The 19,026-nt window shown below is 67.2% G+C and carries 15 protein-coding genes; 6 read left to right on the top strand and 9 right to left on the bottom strand.

All coding sequences use genetic code 11. The features are described from left to right. Positions 1-7 precede the first annotated feature (7 nt). The 3 genes from KAJ83_RS14910 to KAJ83_RS14900 all read right to left on the bottom strand — a co-directional run bounded on the left by KAJ83_RS14910 (position 8) and on the right by KAJ83_RS14900 (position 2,453). Positions 8-472 (bottom strand): MarR family winged helix-turn-helix transcriptional regulator, encoded by a 465-nt coding sequence (locus KAJ83_RS14910; protein ID WP_210682899.1) that lies wholly within the window; start codon positions 470-472, stop codon positions 8-10. 435 nt (positions 473-907) lie between these two features. Continuing rightward, the gene (locus KAJ83_RS14905) at positions 908-1,912 is read right to left on the bottom strand and encodes a permease (RefSeq protein ID WP_343222023.1); all 1,005 of its coding nucleotides are present in this window, start codon (positions 1,910-1,912) and stop codon (positions 908-910) included. Between the two features lie 184 nt (positions 1,913-2,096). Beyond that, on the bottom strand, positions 2,097-2,453 hold the full coding sequence (locus KAJ83_RS14900) for an ArsR/SmtB family transcription factor (protein WP_246484660.1): 357 nt from the start codon (positions 2,451-2,453) through the stop codon (positions 2,097-2,099). Positions 2,454-2,561: 108 nt separating this feature from the next. Here KAJ83_RS14900 and KAJ83_RS14895 point away from each other — a divergent pair, with 108 nt between their 5' ends. Next, a complete protein-coding gene (locus KAJ83_RS14895) occupies positions 2,562-2,816 on the top strand; it encodes a DUF1289 domain-containing protein (RefSeq protein WP_210682897.1) in 255 nt (84 codons plus the stop codon). Between the two features lie 24 nt (positions 2,817-2,840). Here KAJ83_RS14895 and KAJ83_RS14890 read toward each other — a convergent pair whose 3' ends face one another. Next, positions 2,841-5,579 (bottom strand): mechanosensitive ion channel family protein, encoded by a 2,739-nt coding sequence (locus KAJ83_RS14890; protein WP_210682896.1) that lies wholly within the window; start codon positions 5,577-5,579, stop codon positions 2,841-2,843. A 102-nt stretch (positions 5,580-5,681) separates the two neighbouring features. Between KAJ83_RS14890 and KAJ83_RS14885 the strand changes: the two genes are divergently transcribed. Together KAJ83_RS14885 and mutL are read left to right on the top strand one after the other, a co-directional pair. Then, a complete protein-coding gene (locus tag KAJ83_RS14885) occupies positions 5,682-7,052 on the top strand; it encodes a glucose-6-phosphate isomerase (RefSeq protein WP_210682895.1) in 1,371 nt (456 codons plus the stop codon). Next, complete coding sequence (gene mutL / locus KAJ83_RS14880; RefSeq protein ID WP_210682894.1) at positions 7,052-9,040, top strand: DNA mismatch repair endonuclease MutL; 1,989 nt, start codon at positions 7,052-7,054, stop codon at positions 9,038-9,040. Before KAJ83_RS14885 ends, mutL begins: the two co-directional genes overlap by 1 nt. 22 nt (positions 9,041-9,062) lie before the next feature. Here the strand turns inward: mutL and KAJ83_RS14875 are convergent, their stop codons facing one another. Further along, positions 9,063-9,530, bottom strand: coding sequence for a MaoC family dehydratase (locus tag KAJ83_RS14875; RefSeq protein ID WP_210682893.1), 468 nt, complete (start codon positions 9,528-9,530; stop codon positions 9,063-9,065). 145 nt (positions 9,531-9,675) lie between these two features. Here KAJ83_RS14875 and map point away from each other — a divergent pair, with 145 nt between their 5' ends. Further along, positions 9,676-10,434, top strand: a complete 759-nt coding sequence (gene map, locus KAJ83_RS14870) for a type I methionyl aminopeptidase (RefSeq protein ID WP_210682892.1) — start codon at positions 9,676-9,678, stop codon at positions 10,432-10,434. Between the two features lie 21 nt (positions 10,435-10,455). On the opposite strand, the gene KAJ83_RS14865 is transcribed toward map, so the two are convergent. Continuing rightward, positions 10,456-11,874: an amidase gene (locus KAJ83_RS14865; protein ID WP_210682891.1), complete on the bottom strand. Its 1,419-nt coding sequence runs from the start codon at positions 11,872-11,874 to the stop codon at positions 10,456-10,458. 90 nt (positions 11,875-11,964) lie between these two features. On the opposite strand from KAJ83_RS14865, the gene KAJ83_RS14860 reads away from it, so the two are divergent. Both KAJ83_RS14860 and KAJ83_RS14855 read left to right on the top strand, forming a co-directional pair. Beyond that, positions 11,965-13,029: a CobW family GTP-binding protein gene (locus KAJ83_RS14860; RefSeq protein WP_210682890.1), complete on the top strand. Its 1,065-nt coding sequence runs from the start codon at positions 11,965-11,967 to the stop codon at positions 13,027-13,029. Positions 13,030-13,217: 188 nt separating this feature from the next. Then, entirely contained in the window at positions 13,218-14,207 is a 990-nt protein-coding gene (locus KAJ83_RS14855; RefSeq protein WP_210682889.1) for a DMT family transporter, read from the top strand. A 37-nt stretch (positions 14,208-14,244) separates the two neighbouring features. Here KAJ83_RS14855 and gcvP read toward each other — a convergent pair whose 3' ends face one another. The 3 genes from gcvP to gcvT form a co-directional block, all read right to left on the bottom strand. Then, on the bottom strand, positions 14,245-17,178 hold the full coding sequence (gene gcvP / locus KAJ83_RS14850) for an aminomethyl-transferring glycine dehydrogenase (RefSeq protein WP_210682888.1): 2,934 nt from the start codon (positions 17,176-17,178) through the stop codon (positions 14,245-14,247). A 46-nt stretch (positions 17,179-17,224) separates the two neighbouring features. Continuing rightward, positions 17,225-17,602, bottom strand: coding sequence for a glycine cleavage system protein GcvH (gene gcvH, locus KAJ83_RS14845; RefSeq protein ID WP_210682887.1), 378 nt, complete (start codon positions 17,600-17,602; stop codon positions 17,225-17,227). A gap of 80 nt (positions 17,603-17,682) precedes the next feature. Continuing rightward, positions 17,683-18,852 (bottom strand): glycine cleavage system aminomethyltransferase GcvT, encoded by a 1,170-nt coding sequence (gene gcvT, locus KAJ83_RS14840; protein WP_210682886.1) that lies wholly within the window; start codon positions 18,850-18,852, stop codon positions 17,683-17,685. Positions 18,853-19,026: the final 174 nt, after the last annotated feature.

The following is a 19,026-nucleotide window of genomic DNA, read 5'->3' as shown; positions in this document are numbered from 1 at the left end:
GTCCCCCCTATCCGCCGATCCGGATCAATAGATCGATCAGGGTGCGACGCTCGGCTTGAGTGAGCGGCTCCAATGTGCGCCGGGTAACTTCCCGCGCGCTTGGCACCAGACGCGCGGCGAGCGCCCGGCCCGCCTCGCTCGGCATGAGGAGGGTCCGGCGGCGATCCGTGGGGTCGTCGCGGCGCTCGATCAACCCCCGCTCCCCCAATCGCCGGATCACCCCCTGTATCGTCGCCGGGTCCATCGCGGTCAGGCGTCCCAGGTGATTCTGTGATAACGGGCCGCCGTCCGCGAGCTTCATCAGGGCCGCGAACTGCGTCGGCGTCAGTGCCGGGTCGTCCAGCGTCTCTTGGAACAGCGCGCTTGCGCGTTGATGCGCCCGCCGCAACAGATGCCCGATCTGCTCGGTGACCTCGTAGTCATCGGGGTCGCTCCCGGGCTGGGCCGTGGTTTCCGCCGTCGTTTCCACCATGGGAGACCTTTTCCTGGCCCGTTTCGATCGAACCCCTCCCGCACCGGGCAGCCTCGGCGAGACGAATCCGCTCGATCATTCGTGTACCTATGAGTCCAAAATGACCCGCATGCTCGGGTGGAACAAGCCGCATCGATCGCCGCCCACCCGGGTCTCACAGGTTGCATTCCGTGCAACCATTATGAAGTTTTGTCGCAATTCAAGGGGTTGGGATCAAAAAACCCAGCACATGCCGCGACAATTTTTTAAAGGTTTCCCTTGCCTTGCTGCAACGCACATGCCATATTTTGCAGTGCAGCATGGCGCGCCTCGCCATGTTGTAGCGCGGGGAGCCCCGCTCCCATACGCGCTTCTTTTGGGCGTTTCCTCCCTAAACTTGGGCCGCGCTTCGGCGCGGCCCTTTTTTTCGCGATATGCGACGCGACAGATTGGCCGTCATCCCAGCATCGCGGCATGCAGAAGCCCGACGCCGATGGAGCCGGCCATCGCCACCCCCAGATATGTCGCGAAGACCGGCCAACGCACCAGCGCCTGCACGGCGATCGCCGCCGGGATCGAGGTGACGCCCCCCGCCACCATGAAGCTGAGCGCGGCCGCGGGTTGCAGTCCCACATCCATCAGGCCACGCACCAGAGGGATCGCCGCGTAACCGTTGAGATAGCTCGGAACCCCCACGGCCGCCGCCGCCGGAACCGCCCAAATGCCGAGACCCTTGATCCCGCCCGCGACCTGCCCCATCGGCACCCAGCGCAGCATCACGGCCTCCAACAGGAAGGCAATGCTCAGCCATTTGGCGAGGAAAACGGCGCTGCGGGCGAATTCGGTCGAGAAGGTCCGGCGACGCGCCACCTCCCGCCAGAAGGCCCAAACCGGCCGCGCCCCGGGGTCGATCGCCGCCTTCGTGCCACAGGACGGGGCGCAGCCGCCCCGTGCCGCTCCCTTCAACACATCGCCATAGCCGCCCGCGCGCGCGACCGCCAGCACCACGGCCCCGCCGAGAAGACCGAGCAGAATGGCCGAAAGCGTCTTGGCGATGGTGATTTCCGCGCCCAGCACGCCCCAACTCAACACCATCATCTCCGGATCGATCACCGGCGAGGCGAGCCAGAAGGCCATGACCGGCGCGAGCGGCACGCCCGCCGACAACAGTGCCGCGATCAAGGGAACCACGCCGCAACTGCAAAAGGGCGAGAGCGCTCCGAAGACGGCCGCCGTGACCACCGCCACATGCGCGCGCCCCGAAAGTGCCCGGCCGATCAACCGATCCGCGCCGCTCGCCCTGACCGAAGCGGCGAGGAGAACCGAAACGACAATGAAGGGCGCCATCTCCAACAGGCTGCGCGCCGTCTCCTCCAGGAGTACCGGTACCGCCGCGACCTCGATCACGGCAAGCGCCGATAGGATGATCAGGAAACCGATCACCACGCGATCACGCAGCACATTCTTAAACAAATAAACTATTTTTCTAGAAATTCCGAAATATAAATCAAGCCCAATGCCGCGTTCATCAGACATGGCCTTTCTCCATCACTCCCGGCGTAAGCCGTGGGGTGGGCGCGAACGCCCCGCCCCGGTTCCATTCCAATGCCGCCCGTTGCTGGAAACAGGTACGACCATCGAGGGGTTAAGCCCCATCATTCGCGGCCACGCTGCCGGACGCGTCCGCGGTTGCGTCCACGGTTGCGCCCGCGCCCGCCTCCACGCAGCATTCGCGCGTGAGGAAAGCCAGCATCGCATCCATGGTCTCATAGGATGCGACACAGAGATGGGTGGTGCCGTCCCGACGCTTCGTCACCAGGCCCACCATCTCCAGATGCTTCAGATGATGCGACAAGGTCGAGGCCGGAACGTCGAGCATACGCTGGATTTGGCCGACCGCCTTGCCCGCCTGCCCCGCGCGTACCAGCAAGCGATAGATCGAAAGCCGTGTCGGATTGCCGAGCGCTTCAAGACAGGCGGCGGTTCGTTCAAGTTCCATCATGCGATGAACGATGATCCTCGCCGATGATGCTGTCAACCATATTTCTAGAATATTAGAATTAACGGCATTCCCTTGCCGATCTCCCTGTTCCGCTTTATCTGCGAAATCATGACACGCCAGCCCCTGCCCGATATCCCGAGCCCCTGCGTGGGAATCTGCGCCCTCGACGGCGCGGCCGAGCGTTGCGTCGGGTGCCTTCGCACGCGCGCGGAGATCATGGAATGGTCGCGCGCGACGAACGAGCGCAAGCTGGCCATCGTCCAGGCGATCAAGCAGCGCCGGATCGACTCCGGCCGGGTGAGTTGGAACGACCTGCGCCCACGTCGCCGCCGTCGACGGGGTGAGCCACCCTTGGGCGAGTAGCAGCCGATCCCATCGGATCGGCCGTCACCGCCCTTCGCCGCCTTCCGGCGCGCCGCTCGCCGGCCCTTCGTTCGGTCCCTCGCTCTTACCGTCGCGGCTGGGATGCTGGATCGCGGTCGGAATCGGGCCGGTGGAGCGCTGGACGCCGCCGGAACGGCGGATGATGGCCCCCGACTCGTCGCGCGGCGGCTGGCGCGGATCGCCGCGTTCCAGATGGACGACGGTTTGGTCGAACGGAACGACGATCCCTTCCTCCCTGAACCGGCGCAGGGTTTCGATCCGAAGCTCGCTCGCGATGAACATCACCCAAAGAATATCGTCGGTGAAAACACGAAGCTCGAACTGAAGCCGGCTTTCCCCCACCGACATCAACAGCACGACCGGCTGCGGCCAGCGCACCACGCGCGGATGACGGCGCGCGACCTGCAGCAGGATACGCTCGACCTGCTTCGGGTCGCTGTCCAGGGCGACACCGATCGGCATATCGACGCGCCCATATTTGTCCTTGAGCGTCCAGTTCTTGAGCGCGGAGGAGAGAAGATCCGCGTTCGGCACGATGACGCTGGCGCGGTGCCATGTCTCGATCTCGGTCGCGCGCAGGCTGACCTGCTTCACGAATCCTTCGTTCTCGCCGACGACGACCCAGTCCCCGGCCTTAATCGGCCGCTCGATCAACAGGATCAGACCGGAGACGAAGTTGTTGACGATGTTCTGCAACCCGAAGCCGATCCCAACCGACAACGCGCCGGCGATGATGGCGATGTTCGAGAGGTCGACGCCCATCACCGCGATCGAGAGCGCCAGCGCGATCACGAAGCCGGCATAGCCCACCCCGGCGGTGACCGAATGCTGAACGCCCTCGTCGATCTCCGTTTCCGGCAGCACGCGCTCGGCCAGCATGCGTTTCGTCGTGCCGGTCAGCCCGAGGACCACGGCGAAGGCGATCAGGCCGAAGGCGATATCGGCGATCGAGATCGTCACATTGCCGATCGTGAACCCCTCGAATCCCTCCTTGATCCAGCGCAGTATCTCGCTTCGCGAGAGGCCCCAATTCGGCGCGATCATCAGAACACCGATCACGATGATCAGGATATCCAACGCCGCGCGGAACCAGAACTTGATGCGCGAGCGGGCGCGATAATCGATCCCGATGCGATCGCGCAGGAGGCTGCTCGAACTGGCGAGACCGATCATCTCCCGGAAAAGACCACGCAGGATGTAGAGCGCGCCCACGACCAGTCCGGTTCCCAGCAGGTTGTTCAGGAGATAATTGGCGAGCGCCGTGTAACCGGCGAGCGGCGCCAACATTCCGACCACCGCGATGCTGGCCAGCGCGAAACGCAGAATCTTCCAGAAGCCCGCCCCGGCACCGGCCCGTGCCGCCCGCGCCGCGCCGACAAGGCCCGCCGGCTGGTCGACCGGTGGATCGGAGGCGCCGTCGTCCTCGGCCTCGTCGTCCGTGTCTCCCGCCCGGTTCGCCGCCTCGGATTCCGTCGCGGCATTCGCATAGGGGCGGGGCGGTCCGTCCTCGTCGTCGATGCTCTCCTCCGGCGCATCGGTCAGCCGCCAGAGGCTGGGCCTGAGCAGGGCGAAGATACAAAGCCCCTGCGCCACGTTGAAGATCAGCGTCCAGACCGCGTTCAGTTCGGGCGTGCGGAGATTCTGAAGGCTCGCGACCCGTTCGCTCGCCTCGACCAGGAACTCGTCGACGCAAAAAAGCACCGCGATCACCCGGATCAGCGCCAGAATCCGGCGTGCGTTCGCGGGGTCCAGCCGGGTCAGCCGCCATTCCGGATAATCGGGTGACAGCACGCTGTGAGGCAGGCTCGTGGCGACGATATAGATGATGATCATCACCGCCGCCAAACCGACCAGATCGCCGAGATCGCCGGAGATCGGCGCGCTTTCCGTCTGAGTGCGGGCGACGATAATACCGAGGATCGTGGCCGGTATCAGCCCTTTCGAGAGCCCCTCGGCGACCGCCGCCAACAGACGTTGGCGATAGGCCGGCGGTTCGTCCGTCGGATGCGCGCCGAACCGGCGCAGCAACAGCATGCGCACGAGATAGGCAATCAGGAAGGCGCCCGCCACGAAGGCGAGGATTCGTATCACCAGACGCTCGATCGATCGATCCGCATAGGGCAGGCCGGTCCACCAGCCATGCGCCGTGTTGACGATTCCGGTCAGGAAGGCGCTCATATCCCCCACTGCCTCGAACACGGTGCTCGGGTCGAACGGCAGGGGCCCCCGGGTTGTCAGCCGGTCGATGAGCAAGGCCCGCTCACTGCGCGACAGCCCCTGTTCGAGCCCATTGACACGGGTCAGGGCCAAGTCGGCGAGCGAGACCCGAGACTTGTAGAAATTGATCTCCTGCTGGATCTGGTCGCGCTTGCGCCGGATGTCGGAAGGCTCCGGCGGCTCCCCCTCGACCGGCTTGGGGCCGAGAGCATCGAGTCGCGATTGCGCCTGCGCCAGGGCATCCTCGGCCTTGCTCTTCTCCGCCTGCGCGCCCTCCCGCACGCCGGACAGGGTATCCAGCGCTTCTTCCGTTCGCGCCGGATCGCTTGCGCCAAGATCGATATAGGAGCGCACCCGGTCGAGTTGATTGTTCCAGTTCGCGACCGTGATGCTATAGGCCCAGTCGTCCGACGAGACATCGGCGCTTCCCGCATCGCCACCACCACCCTGCTGGGATTGAGCGAGGGCGTCGGGCGACTCGATCAGGCAAAACAGCGCCAGAACGAGCGCCGGAAACGATATCAAGGAGCGGCATAAAAGTCGCATCGAGCCCGGCTTTCAGGCGGTTGTGGCGAAGGGCTTCGGATGGGTTGGACTGTATCACAGCCATCCGCTATGAAAACGACCATGGCAGCACTATCCACCAACGAGACCGCCGCGCCCACGGCACCGGCCGGAACGAGCGCCCCCCTCTACCGTCAGAGCGTCGATCAATGCTTGGCGGAGACCATCGGGGAGGGCGGCCTCTCCGCGTCGGCGCTCGACCGGCTGTGCGCCGACCTCGACCCCGTATTGGAAGGGTTGCGTCGGCGGATGCGCGAAGCCGACACCGCCCTCCCCTTTCTCGATCTGGCGCGTGCCCGCACGGACCTAGATGCGTTGGAGGACCGGGCCGCGCACTATAGGGAGAGCTTCACGGACGTCCTCGTCCTCGGCACCGGCGGCTCCAGCCTCGGCGGCAGCGCGCTCTACGAGATGGCGAGCCGCGAGCATGATTCCGGCCTGCCTAAGCTGCATATCGTCACCAATGTCGATCCGATGATCTTCGAGCGCATGGTCAACCGGTTCGATTTCACGCGAACCGGCGTGATCGTCATCTCCAAGTCCGGCGGCACGACCGAGACCATGATGCAATTCATGGCGATCCTGCCGATCATCCGGGCCCAGGTGGGCGACGCGGGCCTGGCGGGGCGGATCACGCTGATCACCGAACCGGGCCCCCGCCCCCTGCGCGCGCTGGGCGAGCGGTTCGGCCTGCCGGTGCTCGATCACGATCCGCGCATCGGCGGACGCTATTCGGTCCTGAGCCTCGTCGGGATGCTGCCGACGATGATCGCGGGGCTCGACGCGGGCGCGGTACGCGCCGGGGCGGCCACGATATTGGAGGACACGCTGAGCCCGGGCCGCCGCGCGCGGGAGAGCGACCCGGCCCTGGGCGCGGCCATCTCCGTCGGCTTGCAGCGGGAGCGAGGCGTCGGTGCCTCCGTCATGCTGGCTTATTCGGATCGGCTTGGCTCGCTCGCCCGCTGGTACCGTCAGCTCTGGGCGGAGAGCCTCGGCAAGAACGGCCAGGGCACGACGCCGATCTACGGCACCGGGCCGGTCGACCAGCACAGCCAGCTTCAACTTTGGCTCGACGGACCGGCGGACAAGATGTTCACCGTGATGGGGGGCCCGAACGAAGCCACGGGCGTGCGCCTCGACCCCGATCTGATCGTCGACCCGTCGATCGCCTATATGGGCGGGCGCACGCTGGGCGATCTGATGGAAGCCTCGCGCCGGGCCACGACAGAGACACTCGCGAATCACGGGCGGCCGGTCCGCCGGATCGACATGCGCCGCATCGACGAAGCCTCCATGGGCGCGCTGATGATGCATTTCATGCTGGAGACCGTGCTGGCCGCCGCGCTGCTCGACGTCGACCCCTTCGATCAGCCCGCTGTTGAGTCGGGCAAGGTCCTGATCCGCCGCTACCTCCGGGAACTGGGAGAGAACTGATGGCCGATCCCGCGCGCGCATCCGGGGAACCGGCCGCGTCCGCGACCCCGCCGAGCGACCCCGCGCAGACCGGCGGCCCGGCGATCCGCCGCCTGCCGGAGGGGCTCGTCAACCGCATCGCGGCGGGCGAGGTGATCGAGCGGCCGGCCTCCGCCGTCAAGGAACTGGTGGAGAACGCGATCGACGCCGGCGCCCGGCGTATCGAGGTGACGGTGCGCGACGGCGGCCGTGCCCTGATCGCGGTCGCCGACGACGGACGTGGCATGACGGCGGCGGAACTGGAACTCGCCATCGCCCGCCACGCCACCTCCAAGCTACCGGAGGAAGACCTCTTCCATATCACGACGCTGGGTTTCCGGGGGGAGGCGCTCCCCTCCATCGGGTCGGTCAGCCGCTTGACGATCACCAGCCGCGCGGCCGGCAGCGATACCGCCCACCGCATCCAGGTCGACGGCGGGGTGGAGCGCGCGGTGGAACCCGCCGCCGGAAGCCAGGGCACGCGGGTGGAGGTGCGCGACCTGTTCTTCGCCACGCCCGCGCGGCTCAAGTTCCTGCGCAGCGCGCGGGCGGAATCCATGGCCATCGTCGATGTGCTGAACCGCATCGCCATGGCGCATCCGGAGATCGCCTTCACGCTGGAGGATGACGGGCGTCGCAAGCTCTCTGTACAAGGCGCGCAGGGCGATCTGCTGGACAGCCGCCTCGACCGCCTCGGCGCCATCATGGGGCGGGACTTCAAGGAGAACGCGCTCGCTATCGACGCGGAGCGCGAGGGCGTGCGCCTGACCGGCCATGCCGGACTGCCGACGCTCAATCGCGGCAACGCGCAGATGCAGTTCCTTTTCGTCAATGGCCGTCCGGTGCGCGACAAGCAGTTGATCGGCGCCGTTCGCGCGGCCTATCAGGATTTCCTGGCGCGCGACCGGCACCCGATGCTGGCCCTCTTCCTGGATTGCGATCCGCGCTGGGTGGATGTGAACGTCCATCCGGCGAAGGCGGAGGTGCGCTTCCGTGAACCGGGCCTGGTGCGCGGCCTGATCGTCGGCGCGCTGCGTCACGCGCTGGCGGAGGCCGGCCACCGCGCCAGCACGACGGTCGCGGGCAGCGCGCTGGGCGCGCTGCGCCCTCAGGACGGGCCGTCACCCCTGCCCTATCGTGGCGGGTCCGGTGGAATGGGCGGTGGCCATGCCTATCGGCCGCAGGCGGAAGGATGGCGGCCCGACCGCGGGCTGGCGGCCAGCGCCTATAGCTTCCAAGGGCCGGACGGCCGGGACGCCTTCGCCCCTTCCGCCCGGGGAGAAGGCGCGCCGCCGGACCATGGCGGCGAGCACGCCCCCGCCCCCACCGATGCCGGCGCCTACGACCCGGAAACGGGCGAGGCGGCACCGCGTGGGGAGGAGTTGCAGGCCTATCCCCTCGGCGCGGCGCGCGCGCAACTGCACGAAACCTATGTCGTCGCCCAGACCGGCGACGGGATCGTCATCGTCGATCAGCACGCCGCGCATGAACGCCTCGTCTATGAGCGCATGAAGCGCGCGATCGAGAGCACGGGCGTCGCGCGCCAGGGCCTGTTGATCCCGGAAATCATCGATCTGGGCGAGGATCGGGCGGAACGCGTGCTGGCCCGGGCGGAGGAACTGGCGGAACTCGGCCTCGTGGTCGAGGGATTCGGCCCCGGCGCCGTCGCGGTGCGGGAGACGCCGGCGCTGCTGGGGGAAATGGATGCGCAGGGGCTCCTCAACGACCTCGCCGATGAGTTGGAGGAGATGGGCGACGCCTTCAAGCTGAAGGAAAGCCTGGAGGAGGTTTGCGGCACCATGGCCTGCCACGGCTCCGTCCGGTCCGGCCGGCGGTTGACGGTGGAGGAGATGAACGCCCTGCTACGCCAGATGGAGGCAACGCCGCATTCCGGCCAATGCAACCACGGCCGCCCGACCTATGTCGAACTGAAGCTCGCCGATATCGAGAAGCTGTTCGGGCGGCGATAGGCGCGCCGCCGGACCGAGGCCCTCACCCCTTGGAGGCTTCCTCCTCCGCACGGGAGCGGACCATCATCTTGGCCTCCCCGTCGCAGACGATCTTCTCGCCGATGGATGCGGTCGTCTTGCAGACGATGCGCTTCTTCTCCGGGATGATGTCGGTGATAATGGCGTGCGCCGTCACTGTATCGCCCGCACGCACGGGCGCCAGGAACTTCAGGTCCTGGCTCAGATAGATGCAACCCGGGCCCGGCATCTTCATGCCCAGAACGGTGGAAATCAGGCTGGCCGTCAGCATGCCGTGGGCGATGCGGCCCTTGAACATGGTGTCCCGGGCAAAATCCTCGTTCACATGGACCGGGTTCATATCGCCTGTGACGCCGGAGAACATGACGATGTCCGCCTCCGTGATGGTCTTGGCGAAGGCGGCGGACATGCCGACCGACAGATCCTCGATGAAGTACCCATTGAGGTCCTCGTGCAGGCGGGTGTTGTCCATGACGGGCCGGCTCCCTCGGCATTTCGTGGGTATCCTTGGTGCGGTGCAATGTACGCGCCGGGACGGGCGCGTGCAACGACGGCGCTGGTTCCCCCGGAGGCTGTTGGATAAAGTGCGGTCGAGAGTGGAGGAGAAACGGCATCCCATGACGCTGACGAACGAGAGCGACTTCGAGCGCCTGAAGGTCATCGGCCGCATCGTGGCCGATGTGCTACAGGCCATGGGCCGCGCCCTGGAACCCGGCATGACCACGGCGGAGCTGGACGCGATCGGCCGCCGGCTGCTGGAGGCGGCGGGCGCGCGTTCCGCGCCGGAATTGAGCTATGGCTTCCCCGGTGCCACCTGCATCAGCGTCAATGAGGAAATCGCCCATGGCGTGCCCGGCGACCGGCGGATCGCGGCCGGCGATCTGGTCAATATCGACGTCTCGGCGGAGAAGGACGGCATTTTCGCCGATACCGGCGCTTCCTTCGCCGTGCCGCCGACGGAAGCGCGCATCGCGCGGCTGACCCGCGACGGCAAGCAGGCGCTCTGGACCGGGGTCCGGCAGGTGGCGGCGGACCGCCCGCTCGGCGCGATCGGCACCGCGATCCAGGCCTTCGCGGACAAGCGCGGCTATAGCCTGGTGCGCAATCTGGCGAGCCATGGCGTCGGCACCTCGCTGCACGAGGACCCGAAGGAACTGCCCACCTGGCACGCGCCGGAGGAACGGCGGCGCATCGCGGACGGTTTGGTCTTCACGATCGAACCGTTCCTGTCGCTCGGCGCCGAATGGGCGGCGGACCGGGGCGATGACGGCTGGACCCTGCTGTCCGAGCCCCGGGCACCCACGGTCCAGTACGAGCACACCATGGTCGCGACCAAGCGCGGCCCGACCGTCGTCACCTTGCCGGGCGCGGCATAGCGGCGGATACGGCCCGACCGCCTAGGCCACGGGCGGGCGCGGGTCGATCGGCACCGTGGCGGCGAGGCCGGTCGCCTCCTCGAACCGCTTCGCCATGCCGAGCAACAGGGCCTCCCCATGCGGTGGGCCGACCAGTTGCAGGCCGACGGGCAGCCCTTCCTCCGTCCGGCCACAGGGGACCGAGATCGCCGGCAACCCGGTCAGCGTGATGGCGGAGCACATGGCCAGCCAATCGACGTAATTGTCGAAACGATGGCCGTCGCATTCCGCGACATAGCGTTGCTCGACCGGGAAGGGCGGTACGATGGAGACCGGACAACAGAAGAGGTCGTAGGTCTCGAAGAAGGCAAGGAACCGGCGATAAAGCGCCGCCCGCTCGATCTCCGCCGCCGCGATGTCGTCGGCGGTGAGCGCCATGCCCTTCTCGATATTCCAGATGACATCCGGCTTCAGCAAGTCGCGATGTTCCGCCAGATGGCGTCGGTGCCCGGCGACATAACCGGCCGCGCGAAGGGTCTGGAAGGTCTCGGCCGCGCCGGTGAAATCCGGGGCCGCTTCTTCCACTGTGGCGCCGAGATCCTCGAAGTAACGCACCCCCGCCGCCGTCGCCGCGCGGATGCGGGGATCGACCGGCAGGATGCCCAGATCCTCCGAAAACCCGACCCGCCGGGGCGCGCGCCCATTATGCGCGGCATCGCGGAAGGACGGAACATTGGGCGGACGGCTGATCGGGTCCCCCGGATGCTGGCCCGCCATGGCGTCGAGCATCAGGCCCACATCCTCCACATTGCGCGCCATAGGCCCTTCGACCGCCAACGTCCCAAAGGGCAAGGCCGTATCCGACCGGGGCACCGTACCCGGCGACGGCCGCATTCCCACAATTTGGCAATAACCCGCCGGCGTGCGCAGGCTGCCCCCCAGATCGGAGCCGGTGGCGAGCCAGCACTGCCCCGTCGCCAGCGCCACGGCGGAGCCGCCGGAACTGCCGCCGCAGGTCAGATCCGTGTTCCAGGGATTGCGGGTGACGCCCAGCACCTCGTTGAACGTATTGGCGCCGGCGCCGAATTCCGGCGTGTTGGATTTGGCGATGGTAAGGGCACCGCGCCCCTCCAGCACCTCCACCATGATGTCGGAGGTCTCGGGCACGTAATCCCGATAGATCGGGCTGCCGAAGGTGCAGCGCACGCCCGCCACCTCGTTCAGGTCCTTGACCGCGACCGGCAGACCATGGAGGGGCCCATGCGCGGCCGCTTCCTCCGCGGCCGCCTCCGCGCGGTCCCGGCACCGGGTGGGCAGGGCGTTGACGGCATCGTCCACCGCCTCGATCCGCGCGAAGGCGGCCGCGATCAGCTCATGCGGCGATATCTCGCCGTCCGCCAATGCGTCCACCGCCTGACAGGCGGTCCAGTGGATCGGGTCGCTCGAACGTTCCTGGCTCATTGCGGCAGGCCTCGTGCTGGTGTTTTCTCGCATCTTCCAAGGGCGGAAGTTTAGGCGGCCCGGCCAAGCGCGAACAAGGCAATCCCGATCATGACAGACGAAACCACCGACCCCGGCCTGGAACGGCTACCCGTCAGCGTCCTGACCGGCTTCCTCGGCAGCGGCAAGACGACTGTGCTGAACCATCTTCTCCGCCACCCGGCGATGGGAGAGACGGCGGTGGTCATCAATGAGTTCGGCACCGTCGGCATCGACCACCGGCTGGTCGAGACCGCGTCCGAGGATATGGTTGTCATGGATTCGGGCTGTCTGTGCTGCACCATCCGGGGCGATCTGATCGAGACGCTGCGAACCCTCATCCGCCGCCGCTGGAAGGGGGAGATTCCGGCCTTCGAACGGCTGGTGATCGAAACCACGGGCCTCGCCGATCCGGCGCCGATCCTGCACACGCTGATGACCGATCCGGTAATCAGCGCGCGCTATCGCCTCGACGGCGTGGTCGCGACGGTGGACGCGGTGGCGGGGGCCGCGACCCTCGACGCCCAGCCGGAGGCCGTGAAGCAGGCCGCCGTCGCCGACCGTATCCTGCTGACCAAGACCGATCTGGAACCCGCGACGCAAGACCTGGAGGCGCGGCTGCGCGCCCTCAACCCCGCCGCCCCGATCCTGCACGTCGCGAACGGGGTGGCCGATCCGGCCACGCTTTTCGATGCCGGCCTCTACGACCCGACCAGCAAGAGCCCGGATGTCGCCCGCTGGCTGGCGGAGGAAGCCTATGCCGGGGGGCATGAGCACGAGCATGGGCATGGGCACGGACATGACCACGCCCATGACCCGAACCGCCACGACGACCGCATCCGCAGCTTCGTGATCGAGTGGGACGAGACGATCCGCTGGGACAGCTTCGTCGAATGGGTCGAGGCGCTGATCGCCGGACACGGCGCCAATCTGCTGCGGATCAAGGGTATCCTCGACGTGGCGGAGGTGGAGGGGCCCGTCGCCGTCCATGGTGTGCAGCACGTCTTCCACCCGCCCGCGATGCTGCCGGCCTGGCCGGCGGAGGAGGAGAAGCGCTCCCGCCTCGTCTTCATCACCCGCGACATCAACAAGGCCCCGGTCGCGGAGATGTTCGCGGCCTTCATGCGACAAGGATAGGGCGCGCGAACCCCAAAGCCGGGCCGCTGGCGGGGGCCAACCCGGGCCGCTGGCGGATATCAAGCAGGGCCGCTGGCGGATATCAAGCAGGGCCGCTGGCGGATATCAAGCAGGGCCGCTGGCCCTGGCGGCCGCGGGCCATACGCGCTATCAGCGGATAATCGGAAACCCGTTCCCGGAGCCCTTTCATGCCCCCCTCCGGCTCCAGCCTTCACGCCCCAGAGGACCGCGACGCCGCGACCGGGGTCGCGTTGATGATGGCGAGCGTCTTCCTCTTCGCCATCATGGACGCGACGGTGAAGTGGCTGGGCGACAGCTATCCGACCTCGCATATCGTGCTGTTCCGCTGCGCGGTCGCCCTGCCGGTCGTGTTCGTCTTCGTGTTGCGGGCGGGCGGCCTCCATACCCTCCGCACACGCCGGCCGGGCGTGCATTTCCTGCGCAGCCTCGTCGGCCTCTCGGCCATGGCGGCGGCCTTCTGGGCCTTCAGCCAGATGCGGTTGGCCGATGCCATCGCGATCATGTTCGCCGCGCCGATCTTCATGACCGCGCTTTCCGTGCCGCTGCTGAAGGAGCGGGTGGGCCCGCGCCGTTGGACCGCCGTCGGCCTCGGCTTCATCGGCGTTTTGGTGATCGTCGATCCGGGCGGCGGCGTCTTCTCGGCCGGCGCCTGGGCGGCGCTGGCGGCGGCGGTGCTGATGGCCTTCGCCATGATCCTGATCCGCAAGCTCTCGGCCAGCGAGCCGGCCTCCAGCATCACCTTCTATTTCACCCTGACCGGCTCGCTCTTCGGCCTCGCCTGGACGCTGGTGGAGGGGTGGCAGGCACCCGTCGGCGCCGATCTGGCGCTGATGGTTTGCGTCGGGCTGCTGGGGGCGGTGGCGCAATATGCCATGACGCTCGCCTTCCGCCATGCGGACGTGGCCCAGGTGGCGCCGCTGGAATACGGCGCCCTGCTATGGAGCGCGCTGATCGGCTATATCCTCTGGTCCGAGGTGCCGGACGCCCGCACCTGGATCGGGGCCGCGATCATTATCGGCTCCGGTCTCTTCATGCTCTATCGCGAACGCAAGCTCGCCCAGGCGGCCGGAACCACCGACGGCGGACAGACGCCCGCCGCCACGGCGGCACGCGCGCCACGCCCCCGGCGCCTGCCCCGACTGCGCGGCCGCGCCTGACCCCGTCCGCCTGCCGCCTTCTGGAGGGAAGGCCCGCTTACTCCGCCGCCGCGCGGTATTCGTCGATCGGCGGGCAGGTGCAGACCAGATGTCGGTCGCCGGCGACATTGTCGACGCGGGCGACGGGCGGCCAGAACTTGTCCGCGCGCAGGGCCTTGAGCGGGAAGAAGGCCGCCTCCTTGGAATAAGGGCGGTCCCACGCCTCCGCCATCAGCAGGTGGTGGGTGTGCGGCGCGTTCTTGAGCAGATTGTTCTCCCGATCGGCCTCGCCCGCCTCGATGGCGCGGATTTCCTCGCGGATCGCGATCATGGTGTCGCAGAAGCGGTCCAGCTCACGCTTCGCCTCGCTCTCCGTCGGTTCGATCATCAGGGTACCGGCCACGGGGAAGGACATGGTCGGGGCGTGGAAGCCGTAATCGACGAGGCGCTTCGCGATATCCTCCACCGTGACGCCCGCGCTTTCCTCGAACGGGCGGCAGTCCAGGATGCATTCATGGGCGACCATGCCGTTGCGCCCGGTATAGAGCACCTCGAAATGATCGGAGAGGCGCCGCGCGATATAGTTGGCGTTGAGGATCGCCACCTGGGTCGCGCGGCGCAGGCCCGAGGGCCCCATCATGCGGATATAGGCCCAGCTGATCGGCAGGATCGAGGCGGAGCCGTAGGGCGCGGCGGAGACGGGGCCCACCGGCTCGCCGTCATGCGCGGCCGGATTGACGCCCGGCACCAGCGGATGGTTCGGCAGGAAGGCGGCGAGGTGACGCTTCACCCCGATCGGCCCCATGCCCGGACCGCCGCCGCCATGCGGGATGCAGAAGGTCTTGTGCAGGTTGAGGTGGCTGACATCCGCGCCGAAATCGCCCGGCCGGCAGATCCCGACCATGGCGTTCAGATTGGCGCCGTCGACATAGACCTGTCCGCCATGGTCGTGGACGATCTCGCAGATCTCGGCCACCCGCTCCTCGAACACGCCGTGGGTGGAGGGATAGGTGATCATGATCGCGGCCAGGCGGTCGCCATGGTCCCCGGCCTTGGCCTTCAGATCCTCCACATCGACATTGCCGTCGTCGTCGCATTCGACCACCACGACCTCCAGGCCGGCCATCACCGCGCTGGCCGGGTTGGTGCCGTGCGCCGAGGACGGGATGAGGCAGATGTCGCGATGCCCCTCCCCCTTGGCGGCGAGATACTGCCGGATCACGAGCAGGCCGGTATATTCGCCCTGGCTGCCGGCATTGGGCATGAAGCTGATCGAATCATAGCCGGTGATGTCGGCGAGCCAGGCCTCCAGCTCCTCGAAAAGCTGCTGATAGCCCTGCGCCTGGTCGAGCGGCGCGAAGGGATGGATATGCGCGAACTCGCGCCAGGTGACGGGGATCATCTCCGTCGCGGCGTTGAGCTTCATGGTGCAGGAGCCGAGCGGGATCATCGCCCGGTCGAGCGCCACGTCCTTCGCCTGCAACCAGCGCAGATAGCGCATCATCTCCGTCTCGGAGTGATAGAGATGGAAGACGTCATGCGTCAGGATATCGCCCCGGCGGACGAGCGTGCCGGGGATGGTGCCGCCGACCTCCCGGTCGAGCGTCTCGATCGAGGGGCGTTCGTCGGAAACCGATGAGAAGACCTCGAACAGATCCTTCAGATCCTGGCGCTTCGTCGTCTCGTCCACCGTGATGCCGAGATGATCCGGATCGTGAACCCGCAGATTGATGCCGGCGGCGCGCGCCTTGGCCGCGAGCTTCGACGCCTGGCCGGGCACGGCGAGCTTCACCGTGTCGTAGAAGCAATCATGGACCACCCCGAAGCCGAGGCGCCGCAGCCCCTCCGCCACGATCTCCGCCTTGCGGTGGATGCGGCCCGAGATGCGCTGCAGCCCCTCCGGCCCGTGATAGACGGCATAGAAGCCCGCGATCACCGCCAACAGAACCTGGGCGGTGCAGATATTGCTGGTCGCCTTGTCCCGGCGGATATGCTGCTCGCGCGTCTGGAGGGCCATGCGCAGGGCCTGCCGCCCCTCCGCATCGACGGAAACGCCGATGATCCGGCCGGGGGTGGAGCGCTTATACGCCTCGCGCGTCGCGAAGAAGGCCGCGTGCGGCCCGCCATAGCCCATCGGCACGCCGAATCGCTGGGCCGACCCGACGACGATATCCGCGCCCATCTCGCCGGGCGACTTGGTGAGGACGAGGGCCATCGGATCGGTCGCCACGATGGCGAGACCGCCCATGCCGTGCACCGTCTCGATCTCCGCCGAGACATCGCGCAACCGCCCGGAAGACCCCGGATTCTGGATCAGCAGGCCGAACAGGTCCGGCTGGTCGGCGAGATCGGCTTCGGCGTCGCCCAGCACGATCTCGATGCCGAGATAACGCGCCCGCGTCTCGATCACGGCGAGCGTCTGGGGATGGATATCGGCATCGACGAAGAACCGCGACGACTTGTTCTTGCGCAGCGTCCGCTTCGCCATGGCCATGCCCTCGGCCGCCGCCGTTCCCTCATCGAGCAACGAGGCGTTGGCGAGTTCCATCCCCGTCAGATCGACGATCATCTGCTGGAAGTTGAGCAGCGCCTCCAACCGGCCCTGGCTGACCTCCGCCTGATAGGGCGTATAGGCCGTGTACCAGCCCGGATTCTCCATGACATTGCGCAGGATGACCGGCGGCGTGATCGTGCCGTGATACCCGGCGCCAATCATCGAGCGGAAGACCTTGTTGCGTTGGGCCATGGCGCGCAGCGCGGATTGCGTCCGGCGCTCGCTGATCGATTCCGGCACGTTGAGCGGCGTCTTCTGCTGGATTGATTTCGGCACCGTGCGCTCGACCAGTTCCTCCAGATCGCCGACGCCGTCGAGGCTCGCCAGCATGGCGTCGATATCCGGTTGGCTTGGCCCGATATGTCGGCGGACGAAATCGTCGCGCACCTCCAGGGCTTCCAGGGTCAAACGTTCGCCATGCTGCCAATCGACACTCATCGTTTCGTCTCTCCTCGGCGGGATTAAATCGGCCGGACTTCAGGCCTCAGGCCTGATCCTTGCAGAACTTCTTATAGGCGGCCGCATCCATCAGATCGTCGAGTTCCGCCGGATCGGACAGCTTCAGCTTGAAGAACCAGGCGCCGTCCTCGGGCTCGTCATTGACCATGCCGGGATTGTCCGCGAGATCGTCATTGACCTCCGTCACCTCGCCGCTGACGGGGGCATAGACCTCGCTGGCCGCCTTGACGGATTCGACCACGCCGGCTTCCCCGCCCTGGTCCAGGCTGTCCCCGACCTCCGGCAGTTCGACGAAGACGACATCGCCCAACTGTTCTTGCGCGAAATTGGTCACGCCGATCGTGCCGATATCGCCCTCGACCTCGATCCACTCATGATCCTCGCTGTAGTAGGTCTTGCTCATCTCGTTGCTCTCCCCTGGATTCCTGCAGTTCCTCGTCGGACCGGCCGCCCGATACGGCCGCTCCCCCGCTCTTTGCACCCTTAACCCCGATAGAAATTCGCCGGCACGAAGGGCAGGGCCACCACCGTCGCCGGCTGCGCCTTGCCGCGGACGGTCAGTCGCACCGCCGTGCCCGGTTCCGCGTGATCGGCCCGGACATAGCCCATGGCGACCGGCCCGCCGAAGCTGGGCCCGAAGCCGCCGCTGGTGATCGTACCGATCCCTTCGCCCGATTCGCTCGAAATCTCGACCCCCTCGCGCGCGGGCGCGCGCCCGTCGGGCCGGATGCCGACGCGGCGGCGCGGCGCGCCGTCGGCGATCTGCGCCTGGATGGTTTCCGCGCCGGGGAAACCGCCCTCCCCGCGACGGCGCTTACCGATCGACCAGACGAGCCCCGCCTCCACCGGCGTCGTGCCGGTATCGATATCGTGGCCATAGAGGCACAGCCCCGCCTCCAGCCGCAGGGAATCGCGCGCGCCGAGACCGATCGGCGCCACCGCCTCCACCGCCAGCAGGGCGCGGGTCAATTCCTCGGCGATGGCGGTGGGCATGGATATCTCGAACCCGTCCTCCCCGGTATAGCCCGACCGGGAAAGCCAGCAGACCTCCCCCGCGAAGCGGCCCAGGCTCTGGCTCATGAAGGGGGCGGTGGTCAGATCCCGGTCGTCGAAGACATGCGCGACGGCGGCCGCCGCTTCCGGCCCCTGGACCGCGATCAGCGCGCGATCGTCCAGCCGTTCGAGACGCGCGCGCCCGGCCAGCTTCTCCGACATATAGGCGAAATCGGCCTCCTTGCAGGCCGCGTTGACGACGAGATAGAGACGATCCGCGCCGAGTTCACCGACCGGGCGCGTCACCATCAGATCGTCGAGGATGCCGCCCGCCCCGTTCGTGAACTGGGTATAGCGCTGACGGCCGGGCTTCAGCGCCTGGATCTCCGCCGGCACCAGCATCTCCAGCGGCGCGGCCGGGTCCTCGCCCGCCTCCGCCACCAGCCATGCCTGCCCCATGTGCGAGACGTCGAACAGCCCCGCCGCCGCACGGCAATGCTGATGTTCCTTCAGCACGCCCATCGGATATTGCACCGGCATATCATAGCCGGCGAAGGGGACCATCTTCGCCCCCAATTCCAGATGCAACGCATGTAGCGGCGTCCGCGAAAGATCGCCGTCGGCGGACATGCCGGTGGTGTCGGATGAAGATTCGGCCATGGGCGGACCATGCTCCTCTCACGCGTCCCAAGACAGATGCGCGGAACCGGGCCGATCGGGCCTTGCTCCACGCGCGGCTTCCTCCCCGCCAGCGGTTATCCCGCCGGTTCGGACGCCCCTTCTGTCCCGAGAACCTGAGAGTGTGACCCGTCGCCACCGCCGATGCATGGAGAA

Origin of the sequence: Marivibrio halodurans, assembly GCF_017963645.1 — a bacterium.
Taxonomy (GTDB): domain Bacteria; phylum Pseudomonadota; class Alphaproteobacteria; order UBA8366; family Aestuariispiraceae; genus Marivibrio; species Marivibrio halodurans.
This window is presented reverse-complemented; position numbering and strand designations above follow the sequence as displayed.